This is a genomic window from Mesobacillus harenae, assembly GCF_013343715.1.
Classification (GTDB): domain Bacteria; phylum Bacillota; class Bacilli; order Bacillales; family Cytobacillaceae; genus Mesobacillus_A; species Mesobacillus_A harenae.
On record NZ_JABUNR010000007.1, the window covers coordinates 149,951 to 175,277 of the forward strand.

Annotated in this window: 26 protein-coding genes; 7 read left to right on the top strand and 19 right to left on the bottom strand. The window is 40.8% G+C overall.

Translation table 11 applies throughout. The features are described 5' to 3' along the window. Positions 1–45: 45 nt before the first annotated feature. Positions 46–762 (top strand): pseudouridine synthase, encoded by a 717-nt coding sequence (locus HRJ06_RS10440; protein WP_174732739.1) that lies wholly within the window; start codon positions 46–48, stop codon positions 760–762. A 538-nt stretch (positions 763–1,300) separates the two neighbouring features. Here HRJ06_RS10440 and HRJ06_RS10445 read toward each other — a convergent pair. From HRJ06_RS10445 to HRJ06_RS10455, 3 genes are all read right to left on the bottom strand, one after another. Then, the gene (locus HRJ06_RS10445; RefSeq protein WP_174732741.1) at positions 1,301–2,485 is read right to left on the bottom strand and encodes an iron-containing alcohol dehydrogenase; all 1,185 of its coding nucleotides are present in this window, start codon (positions 2,483–2,485) and stop codon (positions 1,301–1,303) included. Positions 2,486–2,672: 187 nt separating this feature from the next. Beyond that, a complete protein-coding gene (locus HRJ06_RS10450; protein WP_174732742.1) occupies positions 2,673–3,773 on the bottom strand; it encodes a DUF4236 domain-containing protein in 1,101 nt (366 codons plus the stop codon). Between the two features lie 54 nt (positions 3,774–3,827). After that, a complete protein-coding gene (locus tag HRJ06_RS10455) occupies positions 3,828–4,787 on the bottom strand; it encodes an alpha/beta fold hydrolase (RefSeq protein WP_174732744.1) in 960 nt (319 codons plus the stop codon). A gap of 261 nt (positions 4,788–5,048) precedes the next feature. Between HRJ06_RS10455 and HRJ06_RS23580 the strand changes: the two genes are divergently transcribed. After that, positions 5,049–5,813, top strand: a complete 765-nt coding sequence (locus HRJ06_RS23580) for a general stress protein (RefSeq protein ID WP_338421079.1) — start codon at positions 5,049–5,051, stop codon at positions 5,811–5,813. A gap of 115 nt (positions 5,814–5,928) precedes the next feature. Next, entirely contained in the window at positions 5,929–7,131 is a 1,203-nt protein-coding gene (locus HRJ06_RS10465) for an MFS transporter (protein WP_174732748.1), read from the top strand. Between the two features lie 20 nt (positions 7,132–7,151). On the opposite strand, the gene HRJ06_RS10470 is transcribed toward HRJ06_RS10465, so the two are convergent. From HRJ06_RS10470 to HRJ06_RS10490, 5 genes are all read right to left on the bottom strand, one after another. Continuing rightward, positions 7,152–8,456: a uracil/xanthine transporter gene (locus HRJ06_RS10470; protein ID WP_174732750.1), complete on the bottom strand. Its 1,305-nt coding sequence runs from the start codon at positions 8,454–8,456 to the stop codon at positions 7,152–7,154. Between the two features lie 231 nt (positions 8,457–8,687). Next, positions 8,688–9,482 (bottom strand): ABC transporter permease subunit, encoded by a 795-nt coding sequence (locus HRJ06_RS10475; protein WP_174732752.1) that lies wholly within the window; start codon positions 9,480–9,482, stop codon positions 8,688–8,690. Positions 9,483–9,497: 15 nt separating this feature from the next. Beyond that, a complete protein-coding gene (locus HRJ06_RS10480) occupies positions 9,498–10,295 on the bottom strand; it encodes an ABC transporter permease subunit (protein WP_174732754.1) in 798 nt (265 codons plus the stop codon). 5 nt (positions 10,296–10,300) lie between these two features. Further along, positions 10,301–11,185 (bottom strand): ABC transporter ATP-binding protein, encoded by an 885-nt coding sequence (locus HRJ06_RS10485; RefSeq protein WP_174732755.1) that lies wholly within the window; start codon positions 11,183–11,185, stop codon positions 10,301–10,303. 26 nt (positions 11,186–11,211) lie between these two features. Continuing rightward, positions 11,212–11,835, bottom strand: coding sequence for a TetR/AcrR family transcriptional regulator (locus tag HRJ06_RS10490; RefSeq protein WP_174732757.1), 624 nt, complete (start codon positions 11,833–11,835; stop codon positions 11,212–11,214). A gap of 186 nt (positions 11,836–12,021) precedes the next feature. Between HRJ06_RS10490 and HRJ06_RS10495 the strand changes: the two genes are divergently transcribed. Next, positions 12,022–12,504 (top strand): hypothetical protein, encoded by a 483-nt coding sequence (locus HRJ06_RS10495; RefSeq protein ID WP_174732759.1) that lies wholly within the window; start codon positions 12,022–12,024, stop codon positions 12,502–12,504. Between the two features lie 74 nt (positions 12,505–12,578). Here the strand turns inward: HRJ06_RS10495 and HRJ06_RS10500 are convergent, their stop codons facing one another. The 5 genes from HRJ06_RS10500 to ehuB form a co-directional block, all read right to left on the bottom strand. Next, positions 12,579–13,400: an SPL family radical SAM protein gene (locus HRJ06_RS10500; RefSeq protein WP_174732761.1), complete on the bottom strand. Its 822-nt coding sequence runs from the start codon at positions 13,398–13,400 to the stop codon at positions 12,579–12,581. A gap of 126 nt (positions 13,401–13,526) precedes the next feature. Beyond that, positions 13,527–14,339, bottom strand: a complete 813-nt coding sequence (gene ehuA, locus HRJ06_RS10505) for an ectoine/hydroxyectoine ABC transporter ATP-binding protein EhuA (protein WP_277874669.1) — start codon at positions 14,337–14,339, stop codon at positions 13,527–13,529. Between the two features lie 20 nt (positions 14,340–14,359). Then, positions 14,360–15,031 carry an ectoine/hydroxyectoine ABC transporter permease subunit EhuD gene (gene ehuD, locus HRJ06_RS10510; RefSeq protein ID WP_174732763.1) on the bottom strand — a complete coding sequence of 224 codons (672 nt, stop codon included), beginning with the start codon at positions 15,029–15,031 and terminating at the stop codon, positions 14,360–14,362. After that, entirely contained in the window at positions 15,028–15,684 is a 657-nt protein-coding gene (gene ehuC / locus HRJ06_RS10515) for an ectoine/hydroxyectoine ABC transporter permease subunit EhuC (protein ID WP_174732765.1), read from the bottom strand. Before ehuC ends, ehuD begins: the two co-directional genes overlap by 4 nt. 101 nt (positions 15,685–15,785) lie before the next feature. Next, positions 15,786–16,658, bottom strand: coding sequence for an ectoine/hydroxyectoine ABC transporter substrate-binding protein EhuB (gene ehuB, locus HRJ06_RS10520; RefSeq protein WP_174732767.1), 873 nt, complete (start codon positions 16,656–16,658; stop codon positions 15,786–15,788). 451 nt (positions 16,659–17,109) lie between these two features. On the opposite strand from ehuB, the gene HRJ06_RS10525 reads away from it, so the two are divergent. Beyond that, positions 17,110–18,228: an NAD(P)/FAD-dependent oxidoreductase gene (locus HRJ06_RS10525; RefSeq protein WP_174732769.1), complete on the top strand. Its 1,119-nt coding sequence runs from the start codon at positions 17,110–17,112 to the stop codon at positions 18,226–18,228. A gap of 401 nt (positions 18,229–18,629) precedes the next feature. Here HRJ06_RS10525 and HRJ06_RS10530 read toward each other — a convergent pair whose 3' ends face one another. The 4 genes from HRJ06_RS10530 to HRJ06_RS10545 form a co-directional block, all read right to left on the bottom strand. Then, a complete protein-coding gene (locus HRJ06_RS10530) occupies positions 18,630–18,788 on the bottom strand; it encodes a hypothetical protein (protein WP_174732771.1) in 159 nt (52 codons plus the stop codon). A 79-nt stretch (positions 18,789–18,867) separates the two neighbouring features. Then, entirely contained in the window at positions 18,868–19,662 is a 795-nt protein-coding gene (locus HRJ06_RS10535; RefSeq protein WP_174732773.1) for a TerC family protein, read from the bottom strand. Positions 19,663–19,693: 31 nt separating this feature from the next. Then, on the bottom strand, positions 19,694–19,981 hold the full coding sequence (locus tag HRJ06_RS10540; RefSeq protein ID WP_174732775.1) for a YkvA family protein: 288 nt from the start codon (positions 19,979–19,981) through the stop codon (positions 19,694–19,696). A 76-nt stretch (positions 19,982–20,057) separates the two neighbouring features. After that, a complete protein-coding gene (locus HRJ06_RS10545; protein ID WP_174732777.1) occupies positions 20,058–20,183 on the bottom strand; it encodes an FbpB family small basic protein in 126 nt (41 codons plus the stop codon). Between the two features lie 493 nt (positions 20,184–20,676). On the opposite strand from HRJ06_RS10545, the gene treP reads away from it, so the two are divergent. After that, positions 20,677–22,101: a PTS system trehalose-specific EIIBC component gene (gene treP / locus HRJ06_RS10550; protein ID WP_174732780.1), complete on the top strand. Its 1,425-nt coding sequence runs from the start codon at positions 20,677–20,679 to the stop codon at positions 22,099–22,101. A gap of 346 nt (positions 22,102–22,447) precedes the next feature. Here the strand turns inward: treP and HRJ06_RS10555 are convergent, their stop codons facing one another. Together HRJ06_RS10555 and HRJ06_RS10560 are read right to left on the bottom strand one after the other, a co-directional pair. Beyond that, positions 22,448–22,867: a disulfide oxidoreductase gene (locus HRJ06_RS10555; RefSeq protein ID WP_174732782.1), complete on the bottom strand. Its 420-nt coding sequence runs from the start codon at positions 22,865–22,867 to the stop codon at positions 22,448–22,450. Beyond that, positions 22,867–23,553 carry a DsbA family protein gene (locus tag HRJ06_RS10560; protein WP_174732784.1) on the bottom strand — a complete coding sequence of 229 codons (687 nt, stop codon included), beginning with the start codon at positions 23,551–23,553 and terminating at the stop codon, positions 22,867–22,869. The genes HRJ06_RS10555 and HRJ06_RS10560 overlap by 1 nt, the downstream gene beginning before the upstream one ends. Before the next feature lie 402 nt (positions 23,554–23,955). Here HRJ06_RS10560 and HRJ06_RS10565 point away from each other — a divergent pair, with 402 nt between their 5' ends. Next, positions 23,956–25,326, top strand: a complete 1,371-nt coding sequence (locus HRJ06_RS10565) for a sensor histidine kinase (protein ID WP_174732786.1) — start codon at positions 23,956–23,958, stop codon at positions 25,324–25,326. Position 25,327 lies beyond the last annotated feature (1 nt).

The following is a 25,327-nucleotide window of genomic DNA, read 5'->3' on the forward strand; positions in this document are numbered from 1 at the left end:
ACAGGAATTTAAGTATTCTTAAGAGATAATTCTCCACTTAAGGATGTGGTTAACCTGCGAATAAATAAGTTTATAAGCGAGTCTGGCAAAACTTCAAGACGAGGTGCAGATAAATTAATCAATGATGGCAGAGTGACAATAAACGGAAAACTCGCGCAAATAGGCAGCCAAGTCAACCCCGGCGACAAAGTGCTTGTAAGCGGAGATGAAATCAGAATGGCTAGAAACAATGTTTACATCGCCCTAAATAAACCGATAGGAATTACTAGTACATCGGAAAAGAAAGTTAAAGGTAATATCATTGATTTAGTGAATCACCCCTTGCGCATTAGCCATATAGGCAGGCTAGATAAGGAATCCGAGGGATTGATCCTCCTTACGAACGATGGGGATATTGTAAACGAAATATTGCGCGCTGAAAATAAGCATGAAAAAGAATACATTGTTTCAGTGGACAAGCCGATTACTCCTGAATTCTTAAAACATATGGCGGAGGGAGTAAAAATTCTGGATACCAAAACGCTTCCAGCAAAGGTAGAACAGTTATCAAAATTCGATTTCAAAATCATTTTAACCCAGGGCTTGAACCGCCAGATCCGCCGTATGTGTGAAGCACTTGGGTACCAAGTATACCGGCTGCAGCGGACAAGGATCATGAATATCCAGTTAGGCAACCTTCCTGTTGGGCAATGGCGAGACTTATCTAAAAAAGAGCGTTCACAGTTATTTAGTGAATTGAATTATGAACCAAAAGAATGGTAAAAACCAAAGCGCAAGCGCCCGTTTAGCGACGTCTGGACTGGAGCACACCGACTGAGATAAAGGAAACACGAAGAGCGGAAGTGATTCGATGTTGTCTTATCATAGGGAGGTGGGCGAAGTACACTAGTCGCTGGGCGCTGGAGCTGGATAAAAAACAAAAGCGCAAGCGCCTTGAACAGCCCCGAAAAACCTTAATGTGAGCCGACTGTTTGGCTTCGACAAGCGCTGGAGGGCTTGAAGATGAAGTCGTTCTTTGACTTCAGCAGCAAGACCGAAGCGACTCGAGAAGTCAGGAGGCGCAATTGGAAAAGCGCTGGATGCCCAGGAAGCTGAAGTCGTTCTTTGACTTCATCGGCTGGACCAAAGCGACTCGAGGGGGTAGGCGCTGGAGCTGGATGAAGACAACGAATAAGATTATCCCCAACTTGGAACTTTACTCATTTCATAAGCGATAAAAAAGGATGGACCGTAATGTTAATAGCATTTGGTTCATTCTTTTTACGGCTATACCCCAAAATGCAGCTTTAGGGTTTCATAATCACCTCTTTGGCTCAGCTACTTTTCCAAGAAAGGCGGCCCTATAAATCTCTCTAATATCACTTTCCCCAAGTGGCAATGGACTTCTTTCAAGCAGCCGCTTCTGTTTAACTCCATCTTGAGTTAAACTTTCTAAGGCTGATTCTGGTACATTAAAGCCAGCCAAAGTTTGCGGGATACCAACATCCTTGACGATCCGCTGGAGTTCTTCAACGCATTTATAGGAAGCCTCTTCTTCAGAAAGATAGGTTGCGTTACCACCAAGTGCGTTTAGAATATCCGCCATTCTTTTCGGGCAGCTTTTTCGGATATACCCCATAACGTAGGGAAGCAGGACGGCATTTGACTCTCCATGCGCTAAATGAAACTGCCCTCCTAGCGGGTAAGCAAGTGCGTGAACTCCAGCAACTCCTGCATTGAAGAAGGCAAGTCCAGCCATATAGCTTCCCTCGCTCATATCAATTCGCGCCTGTTTATCATTGCCGTTTTCAACTGCTTTCCTTAATGATCGAGCAATTAACCGAATCGATTGAAGGGCTAAGCCATCAGTTGTGGGACTTGCATTCACAGAAACATATGCTTCAACTGCATGGGTTAATGCATCAACACCGGTCGCAGCTGTTACACGGGGCGGAACTGATATGGTTAGCTCAGGATCCACTATGGCTACATCCGCTATTAAGTTATCGTGTGTAACTACGTCCTTGCTCGTGTCGAGTGAAAGAACAGATATGTTGGTCACTTCTGAACCAGTCCCAGATGTTGTAGGGATCAGGATGTTTGGCAACCCCTTTTTCTTTACTTTTTTGGTTCCGGTTAAGTTTAAATAAGACGCAACGTCTCCATCGTGCACAGCTAAAACTGCAGCCAGCTTTGCTAAATCAAGAGCGCTTCCTCCCCCAAGGCCGATAACCATTTCAAAGCCGCCTTCCCTTGTAAAAGAGACCAGTTTTTCTCCAACCTCCAATGGTGGTTCTGGTATCACATCAGTGTATAAGGTGACAGAATATCCATGTTCCTCCAAAGGTCCTGTTACTCGGTCACTAAGCCCTAGGTTCTTCAGCATTGGATCGGTAACAACAAGTACTTTTCCTGGTTTATACTTTTCAACCTCGGGCAGCAGCTGCTTTAATGCTCCCCACCCGATATAGCTCACTGGCGGAAATGCTAACTTTGAAAAACTCATGATACTCCTCCTTTATCATTAACGCTTTTAACCACTGAGCCTAACCTGCCATGTTCATTTGAGTATTAAACGCTAAAAGAGTGACCCGCCCGAATGTTTTAATATTAATCAATCGATTGATTAATTGTTTAAGCTCTGGGATACAATTGCGGATCCGTTTTATCAATCGTTTAATTAAAACTACTCTTTAGGAATTGATTACCTCAATCTCTTCAAACCCTTTTGTTTTCTTAAATTTCATATGATGCTCAAAATTGCTAAGTGCATCTGAAGGGTCAAGGGCCGTGAAATTCAATTGGGATAAGGTGTGTTTATCATACTTCACAGAAAGAATCGCTGTTTTTTCTGAATGTCCTGTCGATGTGTTGACCCTGTCTTCAAATGCATGAACCAACACATGGGACACGGGCACCAAGGCAATCATATCACGGGCTATTCTTAAAGCACCGCTGCTAACATAGTCCTGGCAAAGCTCAAAATAGGCCGTTTTTGTTAGATTCTTTTCAGAAAGCTTTCCTGTTTTTGTTAGCGAAAGCGCCTTTGCAGGGATCGTCGCACCAGTATTCACGTCAAATGAGACATGTATTAAATCAGGGTGGTCGGTTCCGAATTCAAAACCACTTCCGAACTCGACCAAGTCATCCAGTGGACCAAATTCTTGAATTACTTCAAAATAGGCTTCAATCTCTTTTGCTAAAATTCGTTTGGCGATCAGCTGAGTGTGATTCCATTCCTTCCATAGTTCTTTATCTTCTTTTACAGCCCTCTGAACATCTTCTTCAAGGACTTTGACTCTCGCTGCATTTCTTTTGAAAACCTTTTCAAAGAAACTTGGCTGATAACTGTTCAATCGATGCCTAGCTTCTATTTCATTTGGGCCCGGCTGACCTTTTTTAATCGGAGCAGGCCGGTTATAAACCTCTTCCCAGTCAATCGGAACATCACTCTCATGATGAATAGACCGAAACTGTTCGAGTCGGTTTTCATAGAGTTCAACCTGAAGCTGAGCGTACTCTCTCTCATGCAGATTTTGCTGCTCTTTTTCCCGGCGTGCCAATTCATTTCTTTTTTTATAAGCATCCGTTTTATATGATCTGGAGCCGGAACTCGCCGTTTTAACGTATGAAACTCCGGAACCAGGTATACCAACTGTTGATGTTCGTCTTCCACTGCTATGAATGGTGTGCCGCAGGCCATTTCTGCCAACGCTCAGTCCTACACCGTTTTTGCCAAGATTCAGTTTGACCCCCGGCACAATTTTAAAACTCTTCCGAAACCGCAAAGCCATTCTTATACCCCCTTCCTGGCTTATTCTTTAACTATTGTTAAAAGCGTTATAGACCTACTTCAGCGCACTAGCCATAAATTCCTGCAAACGCTGTTGATATTCTTCTTCTGCTACTGTATATGCATCGGTATGGCCTGCGCCCGGAACAATCCATATATCTTTATCGCCTTTAGCAGCGTCATAAAGACGATTCCCCATCTCAGTTGGTACAAGCTCATCTTTATCTCCATGAATGATTAACAGTGGAAGCTTATTGTTTTTCACTGCTTCCAAGGCTGACGCCTCACCAAATGTATAGCCGGCCCGTATCTTTGTAATAGCGCTAGTGACTTGGATAAGCGGGACTGGGGGGAGTTTGTACATGTGTTTCAACTGATGGGCCAGTTCTTCAGCAACTGTCGTGTATCCGCTGTCAGCGATGATCCCCTTCACTTCAGCCGGTAGTCTTTCCCCGCTTGTCATTAGTACAGTGGCGGCACCCATTGAAAATCCATGCAAAAAGACACTTTTTGCGTGCTGCTCTTCTCTTAGAAAGTCAATCCATTCTAGGTAGTCCTTCCGTTCATGCCAGCCGTATCCGATATAATCTCCTTCACTTTCTCCATGGCCTCTTGCATCGGGTTTTAATACGTCAAACCCTTGTTCAAAGTAAAATTTAGTGATATCGGCCATTTGCTCACTGCTTCCTTTATAACCATGTGCGAGAATGACCGCCTTCCCATCAGAATTCTCATTTTTGAGGTACCGGGCCTTCAGCCTGAGACCATCCTCTGAGATAATCTCACGGTAATCAAAAGCCTGATTTTCCGTCCATTTTAATACTTCCTCTAGCTTAGCCTGTTTTCTCTCTTCTAATAAAGCATTTACCGGTTCAGCCTCTTCTCCTGAATATAACTCTATCGGTTCATAGCTTCGGTTAATCGCCACACTATAAAAATAATTTCCAGCCCCAATTAGAGAAATCACCAGAAGCACCACTACTATGGAGGTAACCCAAATAATCCGTCTGCTCACACTTAAATCCCCTTTAATATGTTATTAATCTATTTTACTAGGAAAAGTTGTCTTCGAAAAGGTGACAGGCACCATCCAGAAAAATGGATGGTGCCTGTCACCTTCTGTTTAATCCCAAATATACATCAATAAAGATAGAATTAGCTTCTTTGGCGCCTGCTATGTCTAGTTTTAATGACTGTAATCCAAATAATGGATGGTGCCTGTCACCACAAAAAGGGTATGGGTTAGTAATCGGATTTTTTAAGGAGGATGATTTTTGTGGCTAAGGAGAAGAAGCGTGTTGTTGGTTCGTATGAGACGGAGCGGGAAGCTATTTCGGCTGTTGAGCAGCTGAAGGCGGATGGTTATCGTGCTGAGGATATATCGGTTATTAGCAAGAATCATGAACAGATCGAAGGTGTTGAGGAAGAGACTGGCACCAAAACAGAGGAAGGCCTTGCTGCAGGAGCTGCCACTGGCGGTGTACTTGGCGGTTTGACAGGATTACTTGCAGGAATTGGCGCCCTCGCTATTCCTGGAGTTGGCCCCATCATTGCAGCCGGCCCAATTGCAGCAACACTTTCAGGAGCAGCAGTTGGTGTCGGTGCAGGTGGTTTAGCGGGTGCCCTCGTCGGTATGGGCATCCCTGAGGAAGAGGCAGAGCAGTATGAAGAGGATGTTAAGAGCGGTAATATCTTGGTTTTAGCTGATCCTCAACCGACTCGTTCGGATGACAGCTCTCTTGCCGAGCAAAAGAATGTAATCGAGGATGATTCCTTGTTTGGAAAAGACAAGACAACCTTGCAAGGATCAAACATCGAGATGAATACCGATAGCAATAACAAGAACGATGATAAAGAAACGTACCCAATCAACTCTTTCAGTCCTGGTGAGATGGATAAAGGGAACCAAGCCTTTAGAGATAATGCTGATAATGAAGAGGATGTCGACAGCAGCCGCCCCCTAATTGACAATAATATTGATAGCAGTCGCCCACTTGATGAAACTATGCTACAAGATGATAATGCCAAAAAAAATTCATAAAATTAACTGGACAAGTGCCAGGTACTCTCCAATAAGTTGGAAGGTATCTGGCACTTTTTCTAGTAATATAGTATTGTTGAGAGAGACAAAGAGTAATAGAACGTGAGGAACAACTATGTTAAGAAACAAAAATGTTTGGATTTTGCTGACAGGAGAATTTATAGCAGGCCTCGGCCTATGGTTGGGTATTATTGGCAATTTAGAATTCATGCAAGATAAAATACCTTCCGATTTTATGAAATCGCTCTTGCTCGCATCGGGCCTGCTGGCAGGGATTGCAGTTGGGCCTTATGCAGGAAGGCTAACAGACCAATCAAGTAAGAAAACCGTTATGCTGATCGCGGGATTTGTGAGAGCACTCAGTGTTGTGTTCATGCTGATTGCGATTGGAACCGGCTCTATCTGGTGGATGGTTATGTTTCTCATTTTAATTCAAATATCTGCAGCCTTTTATTTTCCCGCTCTTCAGGCAGCGCTGCCGCTTGTAGTAGCAGAAAAGGATCTCCTCCAGCTAAATGGAGTCCATATGAATGTCTCTACGATGTCGCGTGTTATCGGAACAGCTGCTGCAGGTATCTTCCTAGTTATTATGCCTCTATCAATGGTTTATACGATCTCACTCGGAGCATATATCATCTTGTTTGTCATAACCTTATTCTTAAATATCGATGAACAGAAGGGTGATGAACCATCTAAACAAGGAATCTTGCCTCCTTCTAGCTTTAAAGATGTTTTTCCAATTATTAAAGGCCGACCGATTGTATACATGACGCTTATCATGACACTTGTCCCTTTACTGTTTATTGGCGGATTTAATCTGTTGGTTATTAACATTAGTGAACTCCAGGACAGTTCAGCAATTAAAGGCTGGATTTATACAGCCGAAGGAACTGCCTTTATGATCGGGGCCTTTTTCATTAAACAGATAAGCAGTAAAAGTTCGCCATACACCATTCTGTTTGCTTCTTCCTTTATGATCGGCCTTTCCCAGCTTATGCTTTACTTAGCTGATATTCCGTTCCTGACGATTGCCGCCTTCTTATTGTTCGGATTTTCAGTTGGCTGCTTTTTTCCGACTGCGGCTACCATCTTTCAAACGAGAATTCCAAAACAATACCATGGGCGTTTTTTTTCGTTTAGGAACATGCTTGACCGCGTGGTATTCCAGATTGTCCTGCTCATCACTGGCTTCCTATTGGACATAATTGGCCTGCAGCTTATGGTTGTCCTGTTTGGAACCCTATCGATTATTATGACAACGATCTTTTACACTCGGCACAGCAGAACCTCAACAGATAACGAGTCCCGAGCCCATTAAGGCCGACAGGCACCATCCATCTAATTGGAGGGTGCCTGTTTTATTTCATAAGCTTCCCAGTCCACCAGACTCTCCAATATAATAGAAATCAAGACTCCCATGATTAGTCCATTTGACACAAAAGGCTGGATTAGTACAGGTAAACTATTAAATAAATCAGGTGAAATATTCATTAAACTGACTCCTATCAACACTGGCCCAGCCAATCGAAAAATCGTGTTGGAATTAAACTCACTTCCATTCAGGCTGCTAAAAGCTGTTCCAAATAATTGCAAATAGGCTACAAACAAAACAGCATTCCCTATCGAAATTGGCATTGTGGCCAGAAATGAGCCTAAAACTGGAATGAGCCCCATGACTGTCAACAGACCACCTCCAATAAAAAATGGTTCGCGAAGAAAAATTCTTGTGCTTTGCAAGAATCCTATTGAGGAGGTAAACGGTGTGTAAGGAACGAGTCCAAAGCCGGTTGCAAATACTGAAAAAATGGCTGTTATAAGAATTGAATTTCGATACTGCTTATTATTTGTTTTTTCATTAAGCAGCGCAGCACCTGCTGTAATAGAGGCGATCGTATTACTTAGATTTAGCATCACAGCAAAGAAAGCAACCACGATGATCCCATATTCAAGATTTGGCTGCCCTAGCGGAAAAAGCATAATATCACTGCCTGCAGGGACGGGTGCTGCTTGCAGATGCGGGAATAGAATCACATAAAAAAGCCATCCGGCCATTAATCCAATCAAAATGGAAAAGTTGCTAATCAGCTTATTTCCTTTTATTTTAAGAACACTGACTAAGATCACAATTCCAATCGATAACAAACCGACCTGTATATCAATTGTTCCTTCGGAAGTTACAGGAAGCATTCCTTTAAAAAAGATAAAGATTAACTGAAAGGTTAATAGAAAAAGATAGACAGACACAACCATTGGACTGAAAATTTTCTGCAGGATCCAAACCCCATTAAAGGCTGCAAGCAAAATGGTGATGAAGCACGCCAGTAAAATTCCTGTTGCAATTCCACCCCCGATTGCTGGTAAACTTATTCCAATCGAAGAAGCAGACAGGCCAAGGTTCAAAATAACTCCCCAGAGCAATCCGGAATGACCCTCCATTAACGGAAGGCGGTGTCCCATCATTCCCTGAAAGACGCATGCCAGTCCCGTTAAAATGAGAGAACTTCTAAGCATCATCGCCATTATATCAGGCGCCACTTCAAAAGCTGTCCCAATAGAAATTGGAACAACTACTGTATTAGCAAAAATAAAAAAGAGCCATTGAATTGAAGAAAACATAGTCAAAGTTGAAAACCACTTGTTCACTTAAGACACCACTTTCATGTAAAAATATCACAATCCTTCTATTATATTTCATAATACTGGAAACACCCATCTATTTGCTTAAAAACAAAAGCGAAAAAGCCCGTTAAGCGACGTAGGGTGAAACCAACATGAAGATCCCAAGCGATTGAATGTAACTTATTATAAGAGTTGGGCGAAGCATTAACAGGTGACAGGCACCATCCAAAAAATGGATGGTGCCTGTCACCTTTACTAAATGTTCAAGTCTTTTTTCTTGTAAGATTGATAAGTGATGGCCGTTAGAACCGTTATTAAGATGATAGAGATTGTGAGGTAGGCTGGGTCTAATCCTTCATTTAATATTTGCTCTGCCTCATAATATTTAAATGGAGTGATGAATTTTAATATTCCGAGCTTGTCATTCAAATTGATGGCAATTGAAAGAATAAAGGTGAGCAGAAGAACTCCAGTTGAAATGGATGCTGCTCTTTTTGGCCGTTTAATTATTGCAGCAATAGCTGTGCCAACAACTAAAAAGAGCAGCTGGAGAAAGAACATACCAATCATTAAAAGCCCGATGTCTCCGGATACCGCTTCACCTTGCGCGTATCTTTGCACCATTACTATAGAAGAAACTAGAGTTACCAGATTAAATGTAACTAAATTAATTAAAGAGGCCGTTAACTTTAATGTAATTACCTTCCCCCGCGAAATTGGCTTTACGAGTAAGAATTCAGCGGTTTTATCCCGTTCTTCCTTAGAAACAATATTTGCCCCCAGCATTACAGCATGAATCGTCGCCATCATAGCCAGATATAAAAAGAGTAGCCCATAATAACCAATAGCTTTTGTTAAGTCAAATCCGCCTGATCCCATAATCGCCTGCAAGGATTCAGGCATTTCTGCCATTAATTCATTTATGGTCTGCCCTGTTCCTGTCATACCTGCATATTTGCCCATTCCAGCGAACACCATGAATAACACACCAACACACCAAATGATTAATGATTTTCGGGTTGCTTGTAATTCACGAATCACAATATTCATAGGTTACCCCCCTATCTAAACGGAATGAACATCCTTTTTACCATAAATCCAATAGCTGGCCAGAACCGCAGTAAAAATGATTGAAATTCCTATAAAAATAAACTCTCCCTCATACTCCAAGGTTCTAATAATATATTGGTTGTCAAAGTAATTGAAAGGAGTCAAATAGCGTAGTCCCTTATCCGCTGTACTCGAACTGATCATCCCTAGAATAAAGAAAGTGAACACCGTACCAAGCGAGATTGATATGACCGATTTAATTCTTGGAATAAGAACTGCAATCATTATGCCCAAGCTTAAAAATATTAATTGGATAAACAGGAGAGTGACGGATACCATCAACAATGCCTGCTCACTAAAATCCTCTGTTTTCACAAAAGATGCCATCACCATGACCGAGGCTAAAAATGCAAGATTGGTAAAAACCAAGGAAGTTAGTGCAGCAAAGAGTTTAGATGTAATAACCTGAGTACGGGTAACAGGCTTTGTGAGCAAGAAGTCGGCTGTTTTATCCCGTGTTTCCTTAGAAATAATGGATAAGCCAAGATTCATTGCCTGAACAGCACCACTAAGCTTGATATAAAGAAACGAGTAGGAAAAGAAACCGAGTAAAGTGGCCAGCGTTTCAAACGAAAGTCCGATCGCTTTTCTCAGTTCCTCTGGGAAGCCTTCAAGCACCTTCATGAATTCTTCAGCATCTCTAGAAAAGGATGGATAGAGCGACAAAAACAGGACCACTATTGCGATTAATCCAAGACTCCAGATAATGGTTGAGTTCCGATAGGCCTTCAGCTCATGGAGAAACATGTTCATCGCTTCTACTCCTCCTTTTTATAAAAGTGCATAAAAATCTCTTCCAGGGTTGGCTCCTCTATCCACAAATTAGCGATTTCAATCTCAGAAATCTTTTTCAGTATACTATTGATATTCCCCCGAAAGATAAAAGAAATGGTGTTTGCTTTTATCTCAATCTGATTAACTCCAGCAACATCAAAAGCCCGAAAATCAACTTCTGTTTTTGTTTCGATTTTAAATTTTTTATAATTGTTTTCTTTCAATGTACTAATTCTATCAACCTGTACAATTTTCCCTTCCTTAATAATTGCGACCCGGTCACATAAGCGCTGTACTTCGCTTAAAATATGGGATGAGAATAAAATGGTTACCCCTTTTTTGTTCTCCTTCTCCAATAGATCAAAGAACTTTTGCTGCATCAGCGGATCTAATCCGCTGGTAGGCTCATCAAGGATGATTAGTTTAGGTTCATGCAGAAGTCCTTGGACGATCCCTACCTTCTTTTTGTTACCCAAAGACAGATCCTCAATTTTCCTATTAAGATCCAGCTCCAAGATCTCGGAAAGTTCCTTGATTCGCCTTGTACAATCTTTTTTATAAAAGCTAGCCGAGTACTTCAGTAAATCAATAACCTTCATGTTGTCGTAATAAAATACCTCAGATGGTAAATACCCAATATCCCGTTTGATTTCAGGAGCATATTTAACTACATCTTTCCCAAAAATTTTTGCACTTCCGCTTGTTGGATAAATAAGTGACAGCAATGTTCGAATGGTAGTAGATTTCCCTGCTCCATTTGGCCCGATAAAACCAAAAATCTCCCCTTCCTCCACGTTGAAACTTACATCAGAGATCCCCCTGGAGTTTCCATACAGCTTTGTCAGATTGCTGATTTCAATAACACTCATGATTGACCCTCCCCGTCTTTAATTTGTTATTTATAAAAAAGGACTTTCAGCTGTTCAATGTAAACGTCCGCTTCGGAAAAATCATATGTGAAATCAGCTTGACTATGTTTGGCTAGCCTTTCCCTCTCCATCGCCTGGTTACTAAAGCCCTCAAGAGTCCAAGAGATAATATTAATTGCTCGCGTAATATCTATATCTTTTTTAAATTTTTCGGTATCAATATTGTCAAAAACTGTTCCATAGCTAGTTTGCAGCAGCTCTCTATGACGTTGGTCCAGCTCGCTTTTAACTTCCACGGAGCTTTCTTGATAGGCTGACATCATAAAATTAAAAACATCAGGATGTTTTTTGATTAGTTGGCTTTTTAGCATCGTAACAGCTTTAAGTCTAACGAAAATATCCCTATCTTGAAGGTTTATTTCACCGAAGAATTCATTTTTGAGGACATTAACGAAATGATTGTACAAATATAAATAAAGTTCTTTTTTATTTTTAAAATAATGAAAGAGCAGCCCTTTTGAAATACCTGCTTCTTTAACAATTTCGTTCGTAGAAGCATTCGCATATCCCTTTTGGGCGAATTCCTTTATTGCTGCATTTAAAATTCGCTGCTGTTTTTCATGATCAATTGTTAAGAATTTAGAAGTCAATAAACCAGCCTCCTTTTTATCATTGACCAATTCGGTCAATTTCATTATATTCCCAACTGACCAAACTGGTCAATAATTTTTTGAAAAACTTTTAATGGCAGTAAATGGGCTAATCAGTATGTAAGGGCTCTTTTTCTCTCCTTCTTTATTCGTTCATGTTACGATTAAGATCGGAGGAGAGATTCTATGATTGCGAGATGGCTGACTGTTAACCTCATAATAGTCCTTTTAATCGCTGGCTGGGGTGCTTATCAGGGGTTCGAGTCCAACTATGTTCTTTTTGGAAAACTAGTTGCTCAAGTGGGATTCGTTTTGTTTCTGATTAACCTTAATATGTATTTTGTGTTTTTATTAATCCGGAAAAGCAAGATAAGGGCAGTAAAAGTCAGGCTAGCGAAAATATCGAAGAGAATGATGAAATATCATGTAGCGATAGCTGTTTCGGCGACTGCCTTAATCGGAATCCATGCGGCTACTATGCTTTATGCTAACTACGGAAGCCTCTTGAAAGCAAAAACCGGCAGCGGAATATTTTTGAGTGGAGTGTTGGGAGTTCTTTTATTCAGTGGATTGTTGCGGAGATGGAAATCCTCTGGACCTAGGAGAAGGTTTCATTACAGAATGGCATTCATATTTTTCGGACTGCTCTTTTTACACATTTTTATATAATGTCGAAATGAAATTATGCTTTTTAAGTAACAAATAAATAGCTAAAGAAGCCCGGTCAGCTTCCAGGCTTCCTTTTAGTATGGATCGAATCCTTTTTGGGATATCCGGATCTCCGCTTCACCCATTTCTTTCTTGAACATCTTTAAAACAACCTTATGGGCAGCTGGGTTATACCATTTTTCAAGTCCCATTTCCTCGTAAATCTTCTTTATGCCTAATTTACCAGTACGTTTTCCTCCGCTTCCGTCTCCCATCCAATAGTCATCCAATGTTATGCGGCTCGCTATATCCCTCAGTTTTACAGGGAATTCCTTTGAACACGGCAGCAATGGTGCAATTGTAGCCTGAGTTTGTATCCCTTCCTCAGTTAATTCCCTTAAAGTTTTCATTCTTGCTTGTATAGGTGGTGCTGAAGGTGAAAACGCTTTTCTAACTTCTTCCTTGTCAGTTTCAATTGTCATGGAAACTCTTACTCTGTCGCCAAACTGCTGAAATAGATCAATGTCGCGCTTTACCAGAGGTGAACGAGTTTGAACAAACAAAAAATCCGGCTGGTTTTCAAGCATTATTTCTAGCAGCCTCCTCGTTAGCTTCATTTTCGCCTCGATCGGCTGATACGGATCAGTTGCCGAAGACATAAAGATCGTAACAGGCCCCTTTTTCCTTGCCTTCAAAAGCTCTTTATTCAATAGCTCTGCTGCATTTGTTTTTATATCAATCCAAGATCCCCACTCTTCTTCGCGAAATAAACCAACTGGCAGCTGCCTTACATAGCAATAGCTGCAGGCAAACGCACAGCCAGCATACGGATTAAGTGAATGGGAATACCCTTCAAGCAGGCCTCTCCCGGGGGTTAAAATACTTTTTGAGACAATTTCTTTTTGCTTTATATTCATAAAATTCACCTGCGTTCCTGACATACACCTTCTATTATATTACATATCTATTGCCGTTGAGGTGTAAAAGTATTCCATAGTAAAACAAGACTGCCTCCACGGAGAGGCAATCTTGTTTTGTTGTTATTATGTGTTTAAAAAACGGCTTAAGAAGCCTTGCAGCCTTTCACTTTCCGGAGTCTCAAAGATATCTTCAGGATGACCTTCTTCCTCTATTTGCCCATTATGCAAAAATACAACCCTATCGGCGATATCCCGGGCAAAGTCCATTTCATGAGTAACAAGAATCATGGCCATATCAGTTTCCTTAGCAAGATCCCTAATAACCTGTAGAACCTCCCCTACAAGCTCTGGATCAAGAGCAGAGGTGACTTCATCAAACAACATAACCTTAGGATGCATCACCACTGCACGTGCTATTGCAACCCTCTGCTTTTGTCCGCCTGAAAGCTGTTCAGGGTAAGCATCAAGCTTATCACCCAATCCAACCTTATTCAGCATGTCGACTGCCCGTTCGTTTGCTTCCTCTTTTGAAAGACCAAGTACATGAATAGGAGCTTCTGTAACATTTCGTAAAATCGTCATATGAGGAAATAAATTAAAGTGCTGAAAAACCATCCCAATATCGCTGCGCAGTTTTCGCAAATGCTTTTCATCGGCAGGAACTAGCTTGTCGCCAATCTTCTTATGCCAAAGTGGTTCACCGTTTAGCGAAATCACTCCCCCTGAAGGCTTTTCGAGAGTCATCAGCATGCGGATAATTGTCGTTTTTCCAGAACCGCTCGGCCCGATTAGGGCAACTTTTTCACCCTGTTTAATTTCTAAGTCCAGACCTTTTAATACTTCTACATCCCCAAATTTTTTCGTTACGTTTTCATATTGAACAAGCGGCATTTCCTTATCCGGCTTATTTGAACTTTTTAGCTGTTTTTCTGTCATACCCAAACTGTATCACCCTTTCAGTTCTTTCTTGTGCCAAATCCAAGCTTCGACCTTTGCTCTAGTTTGTTTATTAACACTGCAGATGGATAGCTTAGCAGCAGGAATAAAAGTCCGACAATTGTTATCGGTTCAAGGTATCGAAAATTGGAGGCGCCGATCAGCTGAGCTTCCTGCAAAAATTCTCCTACACCGATTGCCATCAACAGCGGGGTTTCTTTAAATAGTACAAGTAAGTAGTTCCCGATCATCGGGATAACTGGAGGAATTGCTTGAGGAAGAATCACTCGGAACCATGTTTGGATTTTCGAGAAGTTCATTGCTCTAGCTGCTTCCCACTGGCCTTTTGGTACTGAATCAATTCCTGACCGGTACACTTCCGAAAGGTACGTACTGTAATGAATGCCTAATGTTAAAATCCCGGCTGCATATTTGTTTAGGGAAATACCAATTGCAGGCAATGCGAAGTAAACAAAAAACAATTGCACTAATGGTGGGGTGCTTCTGACAAATTCAATGAAACCATAAGTAAGATAAGCTAATGGCTTAAAGCTTGATCGTCTTGCAAACGTTAAAACTAGTCCCAGAACTAACGAAACTATGTAAGCTCCTATTGTAATCCCAATAACGAGCCATATCGCACTCGCGATTTCCGGAAAAATTTCAAAGGCGAATTCCCAGTTCCATGTCATGCTTTAGCCACTCCTCTCGATGCGTTCTTTTCCAGTTTTTTCGCAAGTATAATGAGCGGCAAAGCAATTATGAAATATACCACCAACAGCATAACGAATACGGGCATTGTATAGCTGAGATTTGTATTTTGGATAATTAGTCCTTTATATGTTAAATCAGTCAGGGTAATCAGTGAAACTAAAGATGTGCCTTTTAGCAATTCAATTGAAATATTACCAAAACCTGGTAGCATAATACGGAATGCCTGCGGCAGAATGATTAAACGCATTCTCTGCCAGTTACTCATATTTAGTGCGATGGAAGCTTCTGTTTGGCCACTTGGAACGGCTAGAATGGCACCACGGACAACCTCAGAAGCATATGCTCCATAATTCAGCCCCAGTGCTACAACCCCAGCAAGAAACGGGGAAAATTGAATCCCAAAGGCTGGCAGTGCAAAGTAAATCCAAAATAACTGGACAAGCAGAGATGTGCCTCTGAAAAGCTCTACATAAACAGCCGTAATTTTTCTAACGATAGAATATTTTGAAACGCGGCCAAGTCCGGCAACAAATGCTACAACGAAAGCCAGCGCTGCTGACGCTAGTAAAACCTGAACCGTTATTACAGCCCCTGGCAGCAATCTTGGCAAAATATTTATATATGCTTCCATATATTTTCACCACATCCTAAAATTCATTTAAGTCCTAAAAACCAAGAAGCAGGCCCCCTTTTAAGAGCGCCTGACCTCTGAATCACTTGAACTATAAACTATTATTTACAAAGTTCTTCTGCTGTCGCATCTCCAGGCAAGTCTGCTTCTGTAAAACCAAACTCACTGATGATATCCAAAAGCTGTCCGGAATCCTTTAACTTAGCCAGCTCTTCATTATAAGCTGCAAGGAGTTCCTCATCCTCCGGATTAAAGGCTGCTGCCCCATATCCACGGACACTTTCTCCGTCAACTACTGGCTGCGTGAAATCTTCAACACGATCAATGTTCTTAGCATTAGCTGTTGCAAGAGCCGCTTCAAGAGTTGGTCCTGTCATCGTGATTGCATCAACGCGGCCAGACTCAAGTGATGTGATGTTCGAAGGGATATCCTGAACAATCTCCATCTGGCTTTCTTGTACTCCAGCTGCTTCTAGATAATCGATTTCAATTGCACCATTCATTACAGCGATTTTGACATCTGGATTTGCAGCAATATCTTCATAGCTATGTAAATTATGTGGATTACCCTTTTGAACAGCCAGAGCTTCTCCAATGCTATATTCTGGTTCGCCAAACGCTACTTCTTTACAGCGATCTGGTGTTATGTACATTCCCGCTGTTATAACATCAAATTTTCCGGCTTGCAAACCTGGGATAAGGGAACCAAATTTAGTTAAGACCCCTTCCATTTCATCAATGCCAAGCTCCTTAAAAATTTCTCTGGAAACTTCAACTGCTTCACCAGTTAAATTACCATTCTCATCCTCATAAGCATATGGGTTTTCACCTGCAAACCCTACTACAACCTTTCCTTCTTCTCTTGCTTTTTCAAGTGTGGACATATCATCATCTGCACCTGAAGAAGTTGTCGAGCATGCTGCTGTAAAAATAACTAACAGGCTGACACTTAGTATTGTAAATAGTTTTTTCATTTTCTAACCCCCTATAGGTATTAAGTCTACGGGATTCTAAATTATCAGACAAACGCCATATTTAAGGTTATTTAGGGATTATAATGTCTCTCACTGTATGAGCGCCTTTGAAGAAAGGATAACTTAAAATTGTTAGCAGATGCTTCTAGATACTCCCAAATATGCACTATCGTTTTACTTTTCTGAATATTCCCACTGAATTATACAGTTATTTCGCAAAAAAAAATTCTGATTAAGGCAGAATGGCACAGATAGATTGTCCTATTTATTTTTAGGGACAGACATGAAAAATGGACAATTATAGAAATTTACACCAATAAGAAGGTTTACTGATGATTATCGGTTTTTGCTGCCTTTATGCTTACCGCCCTATAAAAGCTGAGTCATAAAATGATATGATTTAAAAGAAGAAGCTAAAACTTAACAAAAGAAATTTAAAAGGATGCTAAATATGAAAAAAATCATTGTTATTGGAGCAGGTATTTTAGGAGCATCTACAGCCTACCAGCTTGTAAAAAGTGGGGCGGAAGTCCTTATTGTCGATCGCAATGATAAAGGACAAGCAACAGATGCTGCAGCCGGGATCATCTGCCCATGGCTATCACAGCGCCGCAACATGGCGTGGTACGAGCTGGCAAAAGCAGGGGCTCGCTTTTATCCTAGTTTAGTTGAAGAACTGGAAAAAGATGGAGAAATAAAAACTGGCTATGCCAAAGTTGGTGCGCTCAGCTTGCAAAAAGATCCAGAAAAGCTGGGCAAAATGGCTAAGAGGGGATACGCACGAAGAGAAAATGCCCCAGAGGTTGGTCAGATTCACGAGTTTGATCAGCAGAAAACGATTTCTCTTTTTCCTCCGCTTGATGATGAGTTTTCTTCCGTATATGTAAGCGGCGGTGCGCGTGTTGATGGAAGAGCACTTCGGAATTCCCTGCTGAGTGCAGCCCAGAAGCATGGGGCTACCCTAATAAATGGTGACGCCAGTCTAAGCTCGGAGGAAAATACGATAACGGGTGTGCACGTGGGGAACGACTTTCATAAGGCTGACTCAGTTATTGTTTGTGCCGGGGCATGGGCTGCTGAATTATTTAAACCTTTAGGCGTGAATTTTAAAGTTACTTTTCAAAAGGCTCAAATTGCCCATCTCAAAATTCCAGATGCCAATACGGAAAAATGGCCTGTTGTAATGCCGCCTGGAAGCCAGTATTTACTTGCTTTTGAAAATGGCCGGATGGTAGCTGGTGCCACTCACGAAGACACCGATCAGTTTGATGCACGTATAACTGCCGGTGGCCTTCAAGAGATATTCAATAAAGTATTAGAGACTGCTCCAGGCTTAGCAGATAGTACGTTTGTTGAAGCACGAAGCGGTTTCCGCCCCTTCACTCCAGGATATCTTCCTGTGATCGGTCCGTTGCCTGGATGGACCGGTATTTTCGTGGCGAACGGCTTAGGGGCATCAGGTTTGACGATGGGGCCCTATATCGGAGCAGAGCTTGCAAAACTAGCTTTAGGGCAAGACTTGGAAATCAACTTAGAAAACTATCCAGTTGCAGGAGCACTCGAAAATTAGAAGGTTTTACTGCCTTTCGCTCCAATCAAGATGCCTATTCATTTATAGATGCAATGCTAGCGGAGGAAATACACGAGGGCTCCTGTTGGAAAGCGTAGATGATGAAACCAGCTCAGCTTGAGCCCGCGGAAAGCGCAGTGAACCCCAAATCGGCAGTTATGTCGCAGTATATGCAATGGATATAGAAAAAGAGCCGTGATTTTTCAATAAAATCAACGGCTCTTTTTTATATATAAAACTAATTATAGCATCCTATAAAGAAGGACTTTTTCCTGAGATGTCCTTAAGACAGTAACAGATAAATACAGAAAGTTTAAGTTTGGCTACAAAACAAGCCAGATTTTTCTATATAAGAAAGGCTTATGGCTTTCTCAAAAAAAGCCGCCATAAAAGGCAGCTTTTCATTCTGTATCGGGGGTAATTTGCTGGCCAATTGTACCATGTGGCTTTGGAACATAATTTAAATGCTTTGTCTTATCAGATATTACTTCAGCCTCATATGAATCAGCCTTTATATCCTTTTGCTTTGAACTTTGTTGATTTTTATCCAGGACTTCCACCTCCGCTAAACCTAATGTTCGTATTTAGCGAAAGAATTATACTTAAAGTTCTTCTTGGAGAGTTTTACTACCAATTCTCCTAGGAAGCATTAGTTTCAGTACTAGGAATCGCTTCTGGGTCTATCTTCTCTTTTGACAAAAACCAGCCAGCTGCCGCTATCGAAATAAGGACCGCATAGAAAAATACCTTCCATTCAGTTGAATGGGCAAAATCATATGACAGTATACCGATATCTTTGTGTCCTAACGTGAGGACTGCCAGCTTAACCCCGACCCATCCGACAATTGCGAAGGCTGCAATTTCCAGACCAGGCCGTGTATGAAGGAGTTTGACAAACAGATTCGCAGCAAAACGCATGATCACCAACCCGATTAATCCGCCAGTAAAAATAACAAGGAATTTCCCGCCATCTAAACCGCCGATATTGGGTAAATTAGTATTCGGTAGAGCCATTGCAAGTGCTACTGCTGCAAGGATGGAGTCAACTGCAAAAGCGATATCAGCCAGTTCTACCTTGATAACAGTTGCCCAGAATCCAGATTTTTTCTTATCTTTTTCCTCAGTATGTTTTTCCTTCATCTTGCTGAAAACAAGTTTACGGACAATGTGATTAATGGCAATAAACAGAAGATAAAGTGCTCCTATCGCTTGAACCTGCCAAACATCGACAAGGAATGAAATAGCGAATAGCGAGAGGAAGCGGAATACGAATGCTCCGGCTAACCCATAAAACAGGGCTCTCTTTCTATCTTCCTCCGGGAGATGCTTAACCATGATCGCTAAAACAAGTGCATTATCAGCAGCCAGTAACCCCTCAATAGCAATTAACAGGACTAATACCCAACTATATTCTAAAAAAATGGACAGTTCCATTATATGTTCCCCCTACTATTTATTAAAATAGCTAAGCTGCTTTATCTATAAAACCATGTCTTTCTTTTAACGACTGTGGAGCCATCTTTACCATTCTTTCAAGGAAGAACGTGGCAATGACTACATCATCAACAATACCTATTAGAGCCAGGTAGTCCGGTATTAAATCAAAAGGAAAGAAGGCATATGTGGCAATAAGCAAAATACTGAGCACTTTTTTGTGCAGCCCCACTTCCTTTGAAGAGAAGAAGTCCTTTATAAACGGTATAAACTTCCAAAACTTCAAAACAAACTTCAGCCTTTTAAAATACTTGAACAATTTTCATCACCTTTTCGCAATTAATCGTTGGCGCTCTGAAAGCCTTGTCTGCAGCAAAATGAAGTGTTCTTTTGTTCTATTTCCGTGAAGCGTACTTTTCATCAAGACGTTTTTCTATTTTTTCAAGCTCAGTTTTATCATTCAAAAGTTCTTGTTTATTTTTCTTGATTAACTCAGAAAATGCCATCTTTTTCTTCTTCATATTTCTCACTCCACTCTTAATAAATTTATCCTAAAACCTTTGCTAATAGGATTTCCAGTTACACCGTCCCCCATGCTGGCAATAAAAAAACCTTCACCAGCTAATGCATGGCGAAGGTCTCATAAAAAATAAAGACCTTTACCAACAGGTAAAGGTCTTGCTAACAACGGTTACGCTGCCAACAAAGCCGAGAGTGGTAAAACTCCGAAATGACGACTTTGCTGTAAAAGCTACTCCCCTTTAGGAGAAACTATTCAACTGTTAGCATAACGATAATGGAATCTCGAACTTTTGTCAATTCTTTTTAAATATTTATTATTTCCATTTTCTCCTTGGATTATTTTCTTAATTGACAAAGATGTATATACAGGTTATTATGTAAACGCAAACAACACTTGTATATACAGGTAAATAAGATATAGACGCACTTCAATCTGTGCATATAAGGTTGGCGCACCTTTTTTTCACCATTCCACAATTCAGGAGGAACAAAATGAGTAAATATAATGGGCCAGCTAATGAACTACTGGAACATATTGGGGGAAAAGACAACATTGCGTCAGTCACCCATTGCGTTACTAGAATGCGCTTTGTGTTAAAAGATCCCCAAAAGGCGGATATTGAAAAAATTGAATCTATTAAACTTGTAAAAGGGACATTTACACAAGCAGGGCAATTTCAAGTTATTATAGGAAATGAAGTTTCTGATTTTTATAATGAGTTTGTAAAGGTTGCCGATGTCGAAAGCGCTTCAAAAGATGATGCAAAAGAGGCTGCTAAACAGAATATGAGCTGGCTGCAGCGAATGATTGCTCATTTAGCAGATATCTTCACTCCACTTATCCCAGCTCTTGTCGTTGGGGGCCTTATTCTCGGGTTTAGAAATGTAATTGGGGATATCAAAATGCTCGAGAATGGCACTATTACCCTTGTTGAATCTTCCCAGTTTTGGGCTGGGGTTCACCACTTCCTTTGGTTAATTGGTGAAGCGGTATTCCACTTCTTGCCTGTCGGTATCACCTGGTCGATTACGAAAAAAATGGGTACTTCACAAATTCTCGGGATCGTCCTTGGTCTCACACTCGTTTCTCCCCAGCTGCTGAACGCTTATGGAGTCGCAGGAGGAGCTGAAATACCTGTTTGGGACTTTGGCTTTGCACAGATTGATATGATTGGTTATCAGGCTCAAGTAATCCCTGCTATTCTTGCTGGTTTTGTCCTAGCAATTTTAGAACGCAGGCTGCGCAGTTTTGTTCCTAATTCTATTTCAATGATCGTGGTTCCATTCTTTGCTTTGATTCCAACGGTTCTTATCGCTCACATTGTTCTTGGCCCAATCGGCTGGACAATTGGCTCATTTATCTCTGATGTCGTCTATTCTGGTTTAACCTCAGCATTCGGCTGGTTATTCGCAGCTATATTCGGATTTGCTTATGCACCGCTTGTTATAACAGGATTGCATCATATGACTAACGCCATTGATCTTCAATTAATGAGTGAGTTTGGAGGAACAAACCTCTGGCCAATGATTGCTTTATCAAATATCGCCCAAGGTTCTGCTGTACTTGCGATGATATATATCAACCGTAAAAATGAAGAAGAAAAGCAAGTTTCAATTCCTGCTGCAGTATCTTGTTACCTTGGAGTAACCGAGCCCGCGATGTTCGGGATTAACCTCAAATATGGCTTCCCATTCTTAGCGGCGATGATCGGTTCACTAGCAGCTGCTGTCATCTCTGTAGGCAGCAATGTTATGGCTAACTCCATTGGGGTTGGTGGGCTTCCCGGCATTCTATCTATACAAGCACAGTACTGGGGAATGTTTACAATTGCGATGATTGTAGCAATTATCGTCCCTTTCCTGCTTACAATCGTCTTCTCAAAAACAAAAATGAACAAATTTGCTGTGAAAAAATAAGACAAAAAGCGTCCTTGTAAGGAGAAAAACAGGCTGCTCAATTGAGCCGCCTGTTTTTTTGATTAGGACATTAAGACCAGCTTAGTCTGATATAACTAATCTAGCCTTTGATAGAGCCATCTTTAACATAGCTTGGTACAACAAGATCTGTTTAACACCTTTAAGCTCAGGTCCCAGATCTGATTAACGCTAGCCTAACCATCCTTTAATCACTGTAAGCTCTGACATTGCTGACGTAGCTGAAGCAGTTTCCGGAAGACGAAGCTAGACATCCTTCCCGGCCGCCCCAGCGGAACGCCCGGAGCGAAATTAAGCAGCCAAATTTAACAGAACCACTAATTAACGTCTATTTAGCACGCTTTACCATTACCAACGCTGTGATAATTAGTGTAAAAGCAGTCATGGCTAAAAATGGAATAGTAATGAAGCCAAGCCAATTGATATAGATGGCTGTACAAGGTACTCCGTTTACACAAGGCTTAATTTCAGCAAACCCAGGGACCTTTTGAACCAAGTAATGATTAAAGGAAATCAGCCAGCCAATCAATGCAAAAGGCAATGCATATTGTTTGATAGATGAATCATTTTTAAAGGTCGCAATACCGAGAAGCAAGACGAGCGGATACATCAGAATCCGCTGGTACCAGCAAAGTTCACAAGGAATATAGCCACGTATATCACTAAAATAGAGACTTCCCAAAGTTGCAACAATCGAAACTATCCAGGCAAAATACAAGAAGTATTGATTCTTATTATAGTTTTTCATTATTCCTTACCTTCTAATTCTTGTTCGATAAGCAATATAATTTTTTCATAATCAAAAGGGTTTTCAAGCATTGTCCCATTTACAATGACAGTTGGCGTTTTTTCAACATTAAATTCATCTGTTAAAGCGGAATCCTTACTGACTTCCTCCTTTATAGACTGGCTTTGCATATCTTCTTGTAATAGATTCAAATCAATTGAAGGTATAGTACCTGCCACGGCCACAATAGTATCCATTGTCAGCCAAACAGAATCATGGTCATTAGAGTCGGGCTGCTGATCAAAAAGTTTTTTATGGAATTCCCAATAGCTTTCTGGATTTTGTTTATAAACCGCTTCAGCTGCAAGCGACCCTAACTCAGACTCCTCCCCGTGAAATAATACATTAATATAGGTGAACTTCACATCACCATTGGCCACGTATTCTTCTACTAAATGTGGGGAAAACTGCTCTCCCCATGCTTTACAGGCAGGACATTTATAGTCTCCAAACTCAACTACACTTACAGGTGCTTCCTCACTCCCGATTGTTGGCTGGCCTTCAATCGGTGGCTGCTTGCCTAATTCGGCTTTACCATTGTCTTCTGAATTAGAATCCATCAATAGTACAGCAGCGGTTATTAAAGCGAAAACTAGTATCGTGACTATGACAATTAATTTAAACGGTGAACTTTTCTTATTTGTCATTCTATTTATCTCCCTTTACGATATTAATATACAAATTTACTTTTTCACAGGATAAGTCTTACCCTTACTACAGAGCTATAAGATAGCTGCTTACCGTGTGAAATCTCTACTATTCTAACAAATTAAGGCAGTGAAAACTTAAAGATACTTTGTATACTTTATGAACTTTAATATGTTACAAATATAAAATACTAAAGCTATCTGGATTTATCACAGAAAGAGAAGTAATTGTTCAAACGACTTTCACCGATTCATCATAATTCTTGAAAATACAGCATGAATTACCCATTATAATTATAGTTATAGGATTAAACCCAAATGCCATAAAAATGGTCTCAATGCTGCTGTCCAAAATTGATCAACTCTTAATAAGCTATCTAAAAACTAGGACAGGTGATTTTATTGAACAAACTCTCCTTAAAGCTTGGCTCATTGTTTTTTCTCATTATTTTCACCCTTGAAACTTTTATGTTTTTCTTTTTACACACTTCATTAGTAGATTCAAGAATCGAAGAAGAACTGACTGCGCTTCAGGCTAGGGGGAACTCGCACCGAAATGTTCTCGAGCGTCATTTTGAGCTAGACACAATTCATCACGTTATCTTAATGGAGTCAGAAGCTGTTACAGATGTAGTCATTACAGACAGCGGCGGGAAAATTCTTAATTCCTCAAATAACAGTGATTTTTTCACAAAGTATTTAACTAACCCAAATCCCTCCATTCCGCGAAATGGCAGGATCTTGGAAGGGAATTGGAAAGATAAGCCCTTTCTGGTTGCCGTTAGCCCGGTTCAAGATAACGGGCAAACAATTGGATATGTATATATGTTCTTAAATACCCATTCAGTCCAAGCCCAGATTGAGCAATTAAACGCTCATTTTCTCTTAACTGGTCTTATTGCTATTTGTTTAACAGTAGTCATAATCATATTTTTATCAAATGCCCTTACTAAACCTCTCATGAAAATGAAAGAGGCTACATCACAAATTAACCAGGGTAATTTCTCTGTTTCCCTTCCAAAAACAAATAATGATGAACTCGGAGACTTATCCAGTTCCATACAAATTTTGGCGAATGATCTTAATTATTTAAAACAGGAGCGCAATGATTTCCTTGCAAGCATTTCCCATGAATTACGGACTCCTCTAACTTATATAAAGGGATACACCGACATTTTGCTGAAGCGCAGTCTTCCTAAGGATGATCAGGAGAAGTATCTTCGTATTATCCAGGAAGAAACCAACCGGCTTTCAAACCTTGTCGAAGATTTGTTCGAACTCGCTAAATTTGATAAGAACTCGTTTGAAATTACCAAACAGCCTATTGACTTGCATTCTTTTTTAAACGGAATTGAGCAAAAATTGTCCCCGGCCTTCAGAGAAAAGCAAATGAAGTTACAGCTAAACTCTCCGCCTGGCATACACTTGTATGCAGATACGCTAAGACTGGAGCAGATTCTTTTTAATCTGTTGGATAATTCAATAAAGTACTCGCCTGTCGGAACTAGGACACTTCTGACTGTTATCGAAAAGAAACAGCTTATAAGCATCATCATAGAGGATAATGGTAAAGGAATTCCTGAAAAAGATATACCGTTCATTTTTAATCGATTTTACCGGGTGGACAAATCGAGAACAAGAGCCTCAGGTGGTACTGGGCTCGGCTTGGCCATTGTACAGGAACTGGTACTTGCTCATGGAGGCTCGATTTCCGTTGAAAGCAAAGTTGGGGCTGGCACCAAATTCACTATAACTTTTAGGGGCGATGAGTAAC

Excerpts from the sequence above, each read along its gene's own strand:
- HRJ06_RS10485 (WP_174732755.1), bottom strand. The coding sequence starts at position 11,185 with ATGAGTGTTATTGAAATCAGCAATCTGACAAAGCTGTATGGAAACTCC.
- HRJ06_RS10535 (WP_174732773.1), bottom strand. The coding sequence starts at position 19,662 with ATGGAACTGTCCATTTTTTTAGAATATAGTTGGGTATTAGTCCTGTTA.
- ehuD (WP_174732763.1), bottom strand. The coding sequence starts at position 15,031 with ATGACATGGAACTGGGAATTCGCCTTTGAAATTTTTCCGGAAATCGCG.
- HRJ06_RS10555 (WP_174732782.1), bottom strand. The coding sequence starts at position 22,867 with ATGAAAAACTATAATAAGAATCAATACTTCTTGTATTTTGCCTGGATA.
- ehuC (WP_174732765.1), bottom strand. The coding sequence starts at position 15,684 with ATGGAAGCATATATAAATATTTTGCCAAGATTGCTGCCAGGGGCTGTA.
- HRJ06_RS10500 (WP_174732761.1), bottom strand. The coding sequence starts at position 13,400 with ATGAATATAAAGCAAAAAGAAATTGTCTCAAAAAGTATTTTAACCCCC.
- HRJ06_RS10545 (WP_174732777.1), bottom strand. The coding sequence starts at position 20,183 with ATGAAGAAGAAAAAGATGGCATTTTCTGAGTTAATCAAGAAAAATAAA.
- ehuA (WP_277874669.1), bottom strand. The coding sequence starts at position 14,339 with ATGACAGAAAAACAGCTAAAAAGTTCAAATAAGCCGGATAAGGAAATG.
- HRJ06_RS10525 (WP_174732769.1), top strand. The coding sequence starts at position 17,110 with ATGAAAAAAATCATTGTTATTGGAGCAGGTATTTTAGGAGCATCTACA.
- HRJ06_RS10465 (WP_174732748.1), top strand. The coding sequence starts at position 5,929 with ATGTTAAGAAACAAAAATGTTTGGATTTTGCTGACAGGAGAATTTATA.
- HRJ06_RS10445 (WP_174732741.1), bottom strand. The coding sequence starts at position 2,485 with ATGAGTTTTTCAAAGTTAGCATTTCCGCCAGTGAGCTATATCGGGTGG.
- ehuB (WP_174732767.1), bottom strand. The coding sequence starts at position 16,658 with ATGAAAAAACTATTTACAATACTAAGTGTCAGCCTGTTAGTTATTTTT.
- HRJ06_RS10450 (WP_174732742.1), bottom strand. The coding sequence starts at position 3,773 with ATGGCTTTGCGGTTTCGGAAGAGTTTTAAAATTGTGCCGGGGGTCAAA.
- HRJ06_RS10495 (WP_174732759.1), top strand. The coding sequence starts at position 12,022 with ATGATTGCGAGATGGCTGACTGTTAACCTCATAATAGTCCTTTTAATC.
- HRJ06_RS10560 (WP_174732784.1), bottom strand. The coding sequence starts at position 23,553 with ATGACAAATAAGAAAAGTTCACCGTTTAAATTAATTGTCATAGTCACG.
- treP (WP_174732780.1), top strand. The coding sequence starts at position 20,677 with ATGAGTAAATATAATGGGCCAGCTAATGAACTACTGGAACATATTGGG.
- HRJ06_RS10475 (WP_174732752.1), bottom strand. The coding sequence starts at position 9,482 with ATGAATATTGTGATTCGTGAATTACAAGCAACCCGAAAATCATTAATC.
- HRJ06_RS10480 (WP_174732754.1), bottom strand. The coding sequence starts at position 10,295 with ATGAACATGTTTCTCCATGAGCTGAAGGCCTATCGGAACTCAACCATT.